Genomic DNA, 13069 nt, shown 5'->3' with positions numbered 1-13069 from the left:
CGTCTCTTTGTCGTTGTTTCCTAAGAAGGTTGACGTGTATGATAAATAGATGGTGTGATGACTGGATAAGAAACGGGGGATTTCATGTTTTTTTCATTGAGGAGCCGTCTAATGGCTGTTTTCTCTATTTTGCTAATCCTCCCTTTTGCCGCACTCGCTTATATTCTTAGTGAGGAAGCGACGAAAACGATTAAAGCGTCGATTGAATCTTCAACCGCTCAAACGATTGAACAGTTTGCTTCGCATGTTGTAACTTTACTTACTCAGGTTGAAGACACAGGCAATCAGGTCGTGAGCAGCCGAACGACGCAGGAATGGCTTACCGTTCATTTGAATCCGGATAATACGATACAGGAGCGTGTTCTTACGAAGCAGAGATTGCGGGAGTATTTTTCTTCGTATGCAGTTAACAACTCTAACGGCATATCAATTAGTGCTTTTGCCGAGGATGCCGGAGGATTGTGGACGCAAGATAGAACCTATAAAAATAGCGAGTGGTTTATGGCATTTATGACAGCAAACAAGCGCTGGACGACAGCGCATAAAGATATCGACCAATCGGACGAATTCATGAGAGCAAGATCGATTAATAGCTTTCTTTTTCCACTGGTGCAGCTGCAATCGTTAAAGAATGTCGGGTTCATTAAAGTCAATTACCCCACAACCTTGCTTCGAAATGCGATTGAGAAGATTCGGGTCGGGAAGACTGGGAAAGTGATTTTGCTAACGAGTGAAGGCAATAGTGTGCTGGATCAAAATATTGCAGAGCATCGGGACATTCTAAGTAGTGGTCTTAAGCAAATCGATAAACGATTCGAGGAGGAGATTAGCGGGATTTTCCCTATTGAGGAGAAAGGGAGTACGAATCTGCTTTTTTTCCGCAAATTGCCGGCTCAAAATTGGACCATTGTAGGCACCGTTCCCGAAGGAGAATTGTATGAGAAGATCACTCATATCAGGCAAACGATGCTTTTGGTTACCGCTCTTTTGCTTATACTCGCCATACTCACGGCCTTTTGGTTGTCCGCAGGCATTACCAAGCCGCTTAGTGTGATGGGCAAAGCGATGAAGCATGTGCAGCGCGGCGAATTTAATCAGGCTCTGCATGTGATGCCGAAAGTCCGGGAAGGACATAGTGAAGTAGGCTATGTGACGGGGGTTTTCGAGCAAATGACGCACAGGTTAAGATATTTGATCGAAACCGAATTCGAAACGAATTTACGTAGAAAGAATGCCGAATATAAGGCGCTGCTTCTGCAAATTAACCCGCATTTCTATAATAATACGCTTGAAATCATTAGCGGTCTGGCGGCTATGAGGCGGGAAGACCTAGTGATGGACGCCACCGAGGCATTAGGTAAAATGATGAGGTATTCTCTGAACTTGAACAGCGATTTGGTCCGAGTGGCAGAGGAAATGAACTATATTCGGGATTATCTGTTCATTCTTCATTTAAGACATGAAGATCGATTACAAGTCGTAATAGAGGATGATCCCGCGGCAGATGATGTCATGATTGCCAAGTTCATTATTCAGCCCCTGGTGGAAAATGCAGTGAAGTATAGTCTAGAGAAGGCAGGCGTCGCACAGGTTACATTGCGGACTCTGGTACAAGATGAAAGACTGCTGATCTCCGTCAAAGATAACGGAATTGGCATGTCCCCCGAGTTGGTACAAGATTTATTGGCAGAGATAAAGACAGGGGATTCTGTTGCCATTCTTAGCAGCGAGGGGCAAAGTATCGGACTTCGCAATGTTTTATCACGATGTCGGTTGAATTATGGGGAGCAATTTCACTTAGGCTTACAATCCAGGTTGGGCGAAGGGACGGAATTGACCTTGTACCTTCCTCTGTTAAGGAGCTGACAACATAGATGTACAGAATTATGCTGATTGATGACGAAGTCGGTGTACGTAACAGTATTAAAGCCAAAATCGATTGGAAATCCGCCGGATTTGAAATTGAATTAGAAGCAGCTAATGGTCTGGAGGCCATGCAGCTTCTTAGTGAGCAGCCGCTGCCCGATGTTGTGATTACGGATGTCCGAATGCCGCAAATGGACGGTATAGCGTTCATCAAAGCTAGTAAGGAGAAGTTCCCCCATCTTCGTATCATCGTGCTTTCGGGTTACTCCGATTTTGAATATATGAAGGCGGCCATCCAATTGGGTGTGAAAGATTATTTGTTAAAGCCTGTAGTACGCAGCGAATTAACGGCACTCCTTGCCAAACTGTCCGGAGAATTGGAAGATGACCGGAATCGAATACGCGAACAAGACCAAGAGGAAATGAAGAATCACCAACAGCTTCAACTGATGCAGGAGCAATTAATTTGGCAGCTGGTGAAGGATGAATGGTTTAGTGTACCAACCGTGAAAGAACGGATGCAGCAATTACAGCTGTCTTCTTTGACCATAGATGATGTACATGCGCAGTTTGTGACGGTTGAGATGAGAATTCCGCAAGGACGGTTGGACGATTGGAATGAGCGGAAAGACTTACTCTACCTGGCATTCCAGATGATTTGCCGGGAGTCTGCTGAAAATTGGGAGCAGGTGTATCCCTTTTATCCCATTACTCATCCTGCCATGATGCATTTTCTGATCCTTATTCAAGATCCTATGCAGCATGGTCGTTTCATGGATGACTTCGTGCGCAAGCTCAAGCGGAATATCAAAAGCTATCTGAGAGTTGAGAGTGTAGTCGGCATAGGCGAGTCCATCAACGGGCTGAGGCAGTTGAAGGATGGTTATGCATCAAGCATGCTGGCATGGAGTCAAGGCACGATCCAATCAGACAAGGCTGAGCCGAACCGAAATATGCTGGCATTGACACACGCGTTTTCGCCGGAAGTAGAGAGAAAGCTGATGCAAACCATTGAAAATCTGGATATGCCTGCATTTACTAAGCAGCTGCATACCATATTCTCCGCTGATCGAGACACACCGATGTTTGTATTCACCTTTTTGACACTTAGGATTATTTTGTTGTTTAATGCAATAGCCAAGAAGTTCGAACTTGGTGGCGCATCGTTGCAAAGCTATCTATGGAACTGTCAGATGACGGTGAGAGACTATTCCTCAAGGGAGCAAGTGTTGGAGCAGCTTCATGAAATGGCTCAATTGGTGATGAATGAAGTGAGGAAAACGAGGTTCTCCAGCGGCCAGCAGATGATCGAAGCGATTCGCAATTATGTGGATGAGAACTTCTCCTATGAGCTCACGCTGGCTTCTCTTGCGGAAATGTTTCATCTTAACGAGACCTACTTGTCCGGGTTGTTTAAGACGAGTGTGGGAGTTACTTTTAGTGATTATGTCACGAAATTGCGTCTAAGTAAGGCTACGGTGCTGCTGGAAGAAAATGAACTGAAGCTAACGGATATTGCTACGCTGGTTGGTTACTCCAGTTCGAGTTACTTCAGCACCGCTTTTAAGAAGTATTATGGCAAAGGTCCAAAGGAGTATCGGGAAGAACTACTAAGAAAAAAAGTATAGTTAATACAAAATCATAGGCTATCCTAAGTCCCTGCATTTGCAGAGGGCTTATTTTTTTGCAAATAAAATTGAAAGGCAACTCCCGATGATTTTGAAATCTTTCTTCGTACGGACTCGGTACAATAACCATACAGAAAATGATGGCGACATGACGCAAGGAGGAAGTATGCGGAAGAAATTAGGGTTATGGGCAGTTGGTACTGCCGCGGTCGTACTTCTAGGATTGGGGGTGGCGGTTCTGGTTAAAGAGGATGGCAGATCGTCGGATTCAGCAGAAAACTCAGCTTTTACGTATGCGAGTGATCCGAATTATTATACAGAAAAGTTCCGTCCACAGTATCACTTATCACCGGAATCCGGGAATATGAGCGATCCGAATGGGATGGTCTATTTCGAAGGTGAGTATCACCAATTTTACCAAAGCAAGGGCCAATGGGGACATGCGGTTAGTAAGGATCTCATCCACTGGGATCATCTCCCGGTAGCTCTGGCTCGGGATTCCTTGGGAGAGATTTGGTCTGGGAGCGCTGTGGTGGATAGCAAGGACACGAGCGGATTTTTTGGCGGCAAAGCGGGCTTGGTCGCGATTTTTACCCATTTCAAAGGCGGTGTTCAGTCGCAAAGCATTGCCTACAGCGCGGATAAAGGCCGGACATGGACCAAATATGAAGGAAACCCGGTGATTCCGAATCAGGGCTTGAAGGATTTTCGAGATCCGAAGGTCATCTGGCATGCGCCTACCCATTCTTGGGTGATGGTTGTGTCTGTCGATAACCATGTTCGTTTCTATGCATCGCCTGACCTTAAATCGTGGAAAATGACCAGTGAATTCGGGAGCGATCAAGGCTCGCACGCGGCCGTATGGGAATGTCCGGACTTGTTCGAGCTGCCGGTGGAGGGCTCAAAAGCGAAGAAGTGGGTTCTAGCGGTAAGTATCGGCAGTAACAACACGACGAAAGGGTCCACAGCGCAATACTTCATCGGTACGTTCGATGGCCTAACGTTCAAGAATGATAATAAGCCATCGGACGTGCTATGGACGGATTACGGTAAAGATTTCTATGCGGCTGTGTCCTACTCAGATATCCCGGCCAAAGATGGACGCCGCATCTGGCTGGGCTGGATGTCGAATTGGCGTTATGCGTTCGCGATGCCGACGAGCAGCTGGAGGGGGAACATGTCCATCCCACGCGAGCTTAGGCTGAGGAATATCCCTGATCAAGGTTTGCGGCTGATTCAGGAGCCGATTAAGGAACTTCAGACTTTGCGCGGTAAGGAAGTGATTGTGTCCAAGCAGGCGTTATCAGCAGGAAATAATCCGTTCGACGTCATCAAAGGAACATCTTATGAGATGGTTACCGAACTATCTGTTCAGCCGAATGCGAAATTGGCGTTCAAGCTAAGAAAAGGAAGCAACCAAGAAACGGGCGTCAGCTATGATGCCAAGACGGAGCAGTTGACGGTAGATCGAACACATTCCGGCATCACATCGTTCGAGAAGGGCTTCGCTGAGAAAGTTTCGGCGCCGCTGAAGCTGAAGGAAGGCAAGCTCAAGCTCCGATTTTTCGTAGATGAATCTAGTCTTGAGGTATTTGGGCACGATGGCGAGGCTGTCGTCTCTAGCCTGATATTCCCGGACCCGACGAGTAACCGGTTGGAGTTAACTGCTTTGGAAGGCAGCGTCACGCTGGAGAGTGCTCATTTTTATCCGATACAAACGATATGGCGTGATGAGGATGTGAATGCCGTGAAGCCGCAGCGGATTGTGCTAAGTAAGAGCACGCTCGATGTGCCTGTGAATGGCAGTCAGCTGGTCGAAGCTTCGGTCATTCCTTTAAGCGCTCCGCAGCTGTTGAAATGGCAGTCTAACAGCGATGCGGTAGCTACAGTTTCAGCTGTTGACGGAGGAGCTATGGTGAAGGGCGTTCAGGCCGGACAGGCGGAGATCAAAGCGATTAGTCCAGATGGCGGTGTGGTTTCGAGCTTCAAGGTTTTTGTTTACGATACAAATTGATAGAAGTGGAATGGAGAGATGAACCATGGATACTGCGATACAAACAGTGATAGAAACCCAAAAAAAATCGCAAAGCTTCCGAAGGCATGAGCAAGCTACTGCATTCTGGTTTATTTTCCCGGCGATAGCCTTATTGCTTGTCTTCGTGTTCTACCCAATGCTGCAAGCATTCATCATTAGCTTTAAAAACTATTCACTTGTAGGCGCAGGCGATGTATTTGTCGGAATGGATAATTATGTTCATTTGATGAAGGATCGCGCTTTCTTTAACAGTCTGAAGCATTCGTTTTATTTTGCTATTATCGTGATTCCGATTCAAACAAGTATCGCTCTGGGGCTAGCGTTATTGATCCAGAAGAAAACAGTGGCGGCAAGTCTGTTCCGAACGCTTTATTTTATCCCGGTTATTATTTCGACAGCGGTGGCTGCAACGGTCTTTAAGCTGATTTACAACAAAGAGTTTGGGCTCTTGAACAGTGTTCTCAAGGCTCTACACCTGCCGGTTACGAGCTTTCTATCTGATCCTGACACGGCGATGAATGGCATTATTGTGCTCGGAATCTGGAAAGGCGCCGGATTTTTCATGATCATCTTCCTCGCAGGTCTGAACAATATTTCTCCAGATCTGTACGAAGCTGCTAGAGTGGATGGTGCATCTAGGATCCAGCAATTTTTCAAGATTACGCTTCCGTTGTTGAATCGGACCATGGCCTTCGTGGTCATTATGACGACGATAGATGCTATCAAGCTGTCAGGGCTGGTTTTCGTTTTGACGAATGGAGGACCTAACAGCTCGACGGAAACGGTTGTTTTCTATATTTATAAGCAGGCTTTTACGCAAATGAGAATGGGGTATGCGACAGCGGCGGCTTTTGTGCTCTTTGCGATCGTGCTAGCCATTTCACTTATCCAAATGAAGCTGTTTAACAAAGATGCTGATTAAAGAGGAGAGACTTTGAGCTCCGCTCAAAGATCCCAAAGAGGAGAGACTTTGAGCTCCGCTCAAAGATCCCTGTATTACCCCACAAAGTGAAGCTAAGCTCTGAAGTATATGCCGATTACTTTGCGGGGGCCCCAAATAAATATTAGGAGGGAATCGCTGTGAAGAGGATAAACAACATCGTAAGAATGATCATCATGATTGTGATCGCTCTGATTTCTGTCGCTCCGATCCTATGGATGGTCGCCGGCTCATTTCGTCCGTACCAGGAGCTTTTTAAATATACGTCACTGAATATTCATCTGCTGATCCCTGTGGAATGGACGGGACGTAATTTTCATAATGTCATTTTCAATGCGCGCAATCCGTTTCTTCGTTATATCTGGAATACCTTGTTCGTGGCTTCGATCGTAACCGCGCTTGTGCTTATCATTAATTCGATGGCAGCTTTTGCTTTTGCTAAACTCAGATTTCGCTTTAAAACAGTGGTATTCGCCTTATTTATGTCCGCGATGATTATACCGGGTGAAGTTACGCTCGTGCCAAACTACTTGCTCATGCATGATCTGGGCTGGCTTAATTCTTATAAAGCGCTGATCGTACCTTCGATGTTGTCCGTGTTCGGCATTTTTATGCTGCGGCAATTTTTTGCAGAGGTTCCGAATGAAATGATGGAAGCGGCACGTATAGATGGAGCTAGCCTGCCGCGCACTTTCGTATCCATCGTGCTTCCGGCAGCCGTTCCCGCATTAATTACACTCGGCCTAATGACATTCCTAGGCAATTGGGATTCCTATCTCTGGCCGCTCATTGTCATCAATGATCAGAAGATGCAAATGATTCAAGTGGGTATTTCCACGTTTTCCTCTAACGAGGGGACGGATTGGTCCAAAGTATTAGCGGCGAACACGTTGTCGACAGTGCCGATTCTGCTGCTGTTCTTGTTCTTGCAGCGTTACTATATCCAGGGTATCACGATGTCAGGTATTAAAGGTTGATCCCAGAGTTTGCATAATGAGGAGAAAGGAAGCTTAAGATGAACTATGATGCAGTTGCGCTAGGGGAGTACTTAATTGATTTTACACCTCAAGGTTTATCAGACGCCGGACAGCCTTTATTTGAGCGAAATCCGGGAGGAGCTCCCGTGAACGTTGTGGCCGCTATGGCTAAGCTCGGCCTAAAGACCGGGTTCATTGGGAAGGTGGGAAACGACCCCTTTGGTAGGTATTTGCGGCAAGCCTTGCTGCAGCAGGGTGTGTCAGATAGCGGGCTTATAGCGTCTGACGAGGCCCATACGACAATGGCCTTCATTCATTTGAATTCGCAAGGCGAGAGATCCTTTCATTTCTCACGAAAGCCTGGTGCTGACCAGCTGCTGAAAGAGGATGAGGTGAATCATGCTATGTTGGAGGGAACGCGGATTTTTCACTTTGGATCCATCTCGATGACGGCGGAGCCTTCCTACTCAGCTACGATTAAGTCCGCGCAGAAAGCCAAGGTGAAAGGTGCGCTTATTTCTTATGATCCCAACTGGCGTCCTTCTTTGTGGGAGGACGAACAGCATGCTAGGGAGGCTATTCATGCAGGCTTGAGATTGGCTGACCTCGTGAAAGTATCCGAAGAAGAGATCATCTTCCTGACAGGTCAGGGGGACATAGAAATTGCGTCCAAACAGTTGATGGATCTGTATTCAATTAGGCTGCTATTAGTAACAGCGGGATCTATAGGCTCATTTTATCGAATGAACGACTGGTGGGGGAAGGTTGATAGCTATTCTGTTCATACGGTTGATACAACGGGTGCAGGGGATGGCTTTCTTGGAGCCTTTCTACATGAAGTGTTAAAGCTTGGAAAACCTTTACACGCTTGGAGCGAAGATGAACTATGCAGCGCTTTGAGATTTGCGAATGCAGCGGGTGCTTTAGCGACGATTCGAAAAGGTGCCATTCCTTCACTTGGTACAATTGAAGAAATTGATGCATTAATGCTAGCAGAAAATGTGTTATAGAAGTTTAGGAGTGAGGGTGAGATAGGATGAGTCATCAAGAGGACAAGGAACGGAACAGGGGTCACGAAGAACGAGTCGATCTAGCCAATAAGGCGTTGGAGCAAGCTTCAGCATCAGTGGCAGAGGGGAACTACAGGCTTCGCTATCATTTAATGCCTCCAGCGGGATGGATGAATGATCCGAATGGCCTGATTTATTTTAATCATGAATATCATGTGTTTTATCAGCACTATCCCTATGAGCCCAAATGGGGACCGATGCACTGGGGGCATGCCAAAAGTAAAGACTTGGTGAACTGGGAGCATCTGCCTGTAGCGTTGGCGCCATCGGAGAATTACGATGCGGGAGAAAGTGGAGGTCATGGCTGCTGGTCGGGCAGTGCTGTGGACGATAACGGTGTGCTGACGTTGATCTACACGGGACATGTCGATGGACGCACACCCACTGAGGTTCAGTGCATTGCGACAAGCATAGATGGGGTTACTTTCAACAAAGCAGCGTATAACCCAGTTATTGCTGGCGCGCCAGAAGAAGGTGGCTTCGGATTTCGGGATCCGAAGGTTTGGCAGCATGATGGAATATGGTACATGGTTATTGGATACGGGAAAGACGGCTTGGGCAAAGCGCTGCTGTATAAGTCTTCTGATCTGAGGGATTGGAGCTATATCGGGGTCGCAGCTGAAAGCGATGGCACGATGGGGGATATGTGGGAATGCCCAGATTTGTTTCCGCTAGGGAACGGAGATGACCACGTGCTGGTGATTTCCCCTATGAATATGGGAACGACCAGGACGATGTATCTAACCGGCAGGCTTAGCTATGAGACCGGGATATTCGACTACCGTTACGCGGAGCGGCTAGACTATGGCTTTGATTTCTATGCTCCGCAAACGTTCGTGGACGGACAGGGAAGGCGTATTCTCATTGGCTGGATGAATATTTGGGGTGCTCGAATGCCGGAGCAGGAGCATGGCTGGATGGGGGCTTTTACCCTGCCTCGCGAGCTGAGACTTTCTGATGACGACGGAACACTGCGGATACTGCCTGTGGAGGAATTGAGGGACATGCGCGGGACTCATCACCATGTCAGCAATCTGTCCATCTGTGCGGATACCGAAGTACCATTGCCAGAAATTCATGGTGATGCGCTTGAACTTATCGCCATTTTTAACACGAATCAATCAGCTGACGATGCTGAGTTCGGTTTGCTGCTTCGCTGTTCAGAGGATGGTTCCGAGTACACGGAAGTGAGCTTTTCGGCAGCTGACCGTAAGCTTAGAGTGGATCGTAATCACTCCGGTACAGGCGAAGCGGGTGTGAGTGAAGTGGATCTTGCTCCATTGGATGATGGCTGCATTAAGCTGCAAATATTCATTGACCGTTCTTCTGTTGAGCTATTTGCTAATAACGGGCTGAAAACCGTAACGAACCGCATTTACCCGAAACCTGACAGTCTGGGATTCAAGCTGTTTGCCAGGAATGGAGAAGTATTTCTGGAAAGCTTGGACGCATGGAAGTTAACACAGGAAGGGGAAGCGGGTCATCGATTGTAAGATTAGTGCGTTACAAGCACGGCGTCATTAGCAGAACGACTAATGTGAATACTGCTTGCGGAAACGCAGAGGTGAGATGCCGGCATACTGTTTGAAGCAGTTGGAGAAGTATGGGGCGTATTGGAAACCGACACGATCGGCGATTTGCCCGATCGCCCAATCCGTTTTGATCAGCAGCAGCTTTGCTTGCTCCAGTCGATACTCGTGCAGATATTCCATCGGTGTACAGTGGTAGATCTCTTTCATGCACCTAACAATATAGTTCGGGTGATAATGAAGAGCCTCCGCAAGTGATTCATTCGTTACGTCAGCCTGAAAGTGCTGCCGAAGGTAAGCTTCTGCTTTCTCTGCAAGCTTTAAGGCAGGGGAAGAGTCGCTTCCACGATACCCTTCCTCTAGTAGACGCAGCAGCTCCATGAACAGCTGCTGCTCGTTCCAAAAGGTCGCCGAGCGATGTTGGTCTGACGATGCAAGCATTTTGCGAAGGTGGCACACGGCAAGGGGAAACTCCGGCGGCGAGGCATATTGCCGAATCCGAATTGTATAGGGGTTTGCCCATACATGCTGGACCGGGTAGGCTGGGTTTGCAGCATTGTCCGCCGCCTGGAGCCAACTCCCTTTAAAGTCGAAGTGATTCCAATAGAAAAGGGTCTCCGTCTCGCAGGGCTTCACCGCGTAGTGATAACGGTCGGGCAATAGTAATAGTGTCTGTCCTTCCGTAACTTCCCACTGCATATCCTCTTCTCCGATGTATAACGTCCCTTTGACAACCCAAAGCAGATCGAAGATGCCGATATTCCGCCGGCTCGGGTGCTGCTCCCCCGGATTTAAGGTCGATAACCCGGTCGTAATGTAATAAGGCACTGGTGGCAGCTCCATCCAAATGATTCCTGATTCGTTCATTCCCAATACCCTCCATATGCAGTGTGAAATTTTATAAAAAATAGGTTTGTTTTATTCGTAGTTCATCCATATATTCAAGGATAAACTGGATGAGAGTGATAATCAAATGTCATATAAATCGATTACAGTTCTAGGAGGATTTTCATATGGGGATATCAATGAGCGAGCGGCAGAGTAGTAGGCGTGTACGCATACAGGACGGGTTTTGGAATCAATTTACAGAGCTGGTGCGGGGGACGGTTATTCCCTATCAATGGGAGGCACTTAACGACCGGATTCCAGATGCCGAGCCGAGCTATGCAATCCGTAATTTCCGGATTGCGGCCGGGATGGAAGAAGGCGAATTCGGAGGGATGGTTTTCCAGGACAGCGATGTGGCGAAGTGGATTGAAGCGGTCGGATACTCGCTTGCAAGCCAACCCGACCCCGAGCTGGAGCGAACTGCGGACGAGTTAATCGAACTAATTGCCAAGGCCCAACATGGCAACGGTTATCTGAACACGTATTACTCGATCAAAGAACCGGGTAACGAGTGGACGAATCTTCATGAAGCGCACGAACTCTATTGTGCGGGTCATATGATAGAGGCAGCGGTTGCGTATTACGAAGCCACGGGAAAGCGGAAACTGCTTGATGTCGTGTGCAAATTTGCCGACTATATCGACACCGTGTTTGGTCGCGAGCCAGGCAAACTAAGGGGCTATGACGGTCACCAGGAGATAGAACTGGCGTTAGTGAAGCTGTATCAAGCGACGGGTGAGGAGCGTTATTTGAAGTTGGCGCAATTTTTTATCGATGAGCGCGGTCAATCGCCGAACTTTTTGATTGAGGAATGCAAGCAGAGAGGCGGGTACAGTCATTGGATGAAGAAGGAGATGCCGATTCCGTCTATCGAACAAATAGCCTATAATCAGGCGCATTTGCCAGTTCGTGAACAGGACGTCGCTGTAGGCCATTCCGTACGGGCGGTATATATGTATACGGCGATGGCCGACCTTGCAAGCCTGATAGATGACCGGGAGCTGCTCGAGGCGTGCCGTCGATTGTGGGATAACACGACGAAGCGGCAGATGTACATTACTGGCGGCATCGGCTCGACACATCACGGCGAAGCGTTTACCTTCGACCACGACTTGCCTAACGATACCGTATATGCCGAGACGTGCGCTTCCATAGGTCTAATCTTCTTCGCCCGCCGCATGCTGCTTCTGGAGGCGAAGAGCGAGTACGCCGACGTTCTAGAGCGGGCGCTGTACAACAATGTTTTAGGCAGTATGTCGCAGGACGGTAAACATTATTTTTATGTCAATCCACTGGAAGTATGGCCGAAGGCTTCCTTAAATAACCCGGACCGTAGGCACGTGAAGTCAGTGCGGCAGAAATGGTTCGGCTGCTCCTGCTGCCCACCGAATGTGGCGCGGCTTCTCACCTCCTTAAACGATTATATTTATACAACTTCTATTGAGGATAACAAAGTATATACGCATCTGTTCATCGGCAGCGAAGCGCAATTCGAGCTAGCTGTTGGCCATGTGGCACTGAAGCAGCAATCGCGTCTTCCTTGGGAAGGTTATGTACGGTTTGAATTAACTACTGTTCCGGGCGCAGCATTTACGCTTGCGTTACGCATTCCGTTTTGGTGCTATGGGCAAGCTGTGATGAAAATTAACGGCATGATTTCGGAATACGAGGTTGTGAATGGATATGCGACCGTAAATAGGCAATGGGCACAGGGAGACATCGTGGAATGGGAACCCGTGCTTGAGGCGCAGTTGATTACCTCGCATCCGGAGGTCAGGGCCAATGCGGGTAAAGCTGCTATTGAACGCGGTCCGCTTGTTTATTGTCTGGAGGAAACGGACAACGGCAGCTTGCTTTCGAATTTGTCTATCGATCGTGAATCGGAGCTGCAATCGTATTACGATACCGAGCTGCTCGGTGGAGCGGTCGTTATTGAAGCGAAAGGTCGCGCCGAGGAACGAGATTCATGGCAAGAGAATATGGCGTACCGCCGGCTTGCGCAGCAGCATGTTTCTGAGCCGGTAAAGCTAAAAGCTGTACCGTATTACTTGTGGGGCAACCGACAGCCTGGTGAAATGTCGGTGTGGATTCGTGTTTGAATGATCTTCGAAACGTCTCGTAACGGATCGACGTTCC

The 13069-nt window shown here is 47.9% G+C and carries 9 protein-coding genes; 8 read left to right on the top strand and 1 reads right to left on the bottom strand.

Translation table 11 applies throughout. The features are described 5' to 3' along the window. Positions 1 to 111 precede the first annotated feature (111 nt). The 7 genes from QFZ77_RS36140 to QFZ77_RS36110 all read left to right on the top strand — a co-directional run bounded on the left by QFZ77_RS36140 (position 112) and on the right by QFZ77_RS36110 (position 10009). Positions 112 to 1866, top strand: coding sequence for a sensor histidine kinase (locus QFZ77_RS36140; protein ID WP_307448333.1), 1755 nt, complete (start codon positions 112 to 114; stop codon positions 1864 to 1866). Positions 1867 to 1874: 8 nt separating this feature from the next. Next, positions 1875 to 3494 carry a response regulator transcription factor gene (locus QFZ77_RS36135; RefSeq protein WP_307448329.1) on the top strand — a complete coding sequence of 540 codons (1620 nt, stop codon included), beginning with the start codon at positions 1875 to 1877 and terminating at the stop codon, positions 3492 to 3494. 166 nt (positions 3495 to 3660) lie between these two features. Next, positions 3661 to 5508 carry a GH32 C-terminal domain-containing protein gene (locus QFZ77_RS36130; RefSeq protein WP_307448326.1) on the top strand — a complete coding sequence of 616 codons (1848 nt, stop codon included), beginning with the start codon at positions 3661 to 3663 and terminating at the stop codon, positions 5506 to 5508. Between the two features lie 25 nt (positions 5509 to 5533). Beyond that, entirely contained in the window at positions 5534 to 6451 is a 918-nt protein-coding gene (locus tag QFZ77_RS36125; protein ID WP_307448323.1) for a carbohydrate ABC transporter permease, read from the top strand. A gap of 158 nt (positions 6452 to 6609) precedes the next feature. Next, on the top strand, positions 6610 to 7446 hold the full coding sequence (locus QFZ77_RS36120) for a carbohydrate ABC transporter permease (protein WP_307448319.1): 837 nt from the start codon (positions 6610 to 6612) through the stop codon (positions 7444 to 7446). 38 nt (positions 7447 to 7484) lie between these two features. After that, a complete protein-coding gene (locus QFZ77_RS36115; protein ID WP_307448317.1) occupies positions 7485 to 8456 on the top strand; it encodes a PfkB family carbohydrate kinase in 972 nt (323 codons plus the stop codon). 26 nt (positions 8457 to 8482) lie between these two features. Continuing rightward, on the top strand, positions 8483 to 10009 hold the full coding sequence (locus QFZ77_RS36110) for a glycoside hydrolase family 32 protein (protein ID WP_307448314.1): 1527 nt from the start codon (positions 8483 to 8485) through the stop codon (positions 10007 to 10009). Between the two features lie 39 nt (positions 10010 to 10048). On the opposite strand, the gene QFZ77_RS36105 is transcribed toward QFZ77_RS36110, so the two are convergent. Next, positions 10049 to 10912 carry a helix-turn-helix transcriptional regulator gene (locus QFZ77_RS36105; RefSeq protein ID WP_307448312.1) on the bottom strand — a complete coding sequence of 288 codons (864 nt, stop codon included), beginning with the start codon at positions 10910 to 10912 and terminating at the stop codon, positions 10049 to 10051. 146 nt (positions 10913 to 11058) lie between these two features. On the opposite strand from QFZ77_RS36105, the gene QFZ77_RS36100 reads away from it, so the two are divergent. Beyond that, entirely contained in the window at positions 11059 to 13032 is a 1974-nt protein-coding gene (locus QFZ77_RS36100; protein ID WP_307448309.1) for a glycoside hydrolase family 127 protein, read from the top strand. The last annotated feature ends 37 nt before the right edge of the window (positions 13033 to 13069 follow it).

This window comes from Paenibacillus sp. V4I3, assembly GCF_030817215.1.
In the GTDB taxonomy this organism is placed as follows: Bacteria; Bacillota; Bacilli; order Paenibacillales; family NBRC-103111; genus Paenibacillus_E.
The sequence above is the reverse complement of the archived record's forward strand: the minus strand, read 5'-3'. Positions and strand labels throughout refer to the sequence as shown.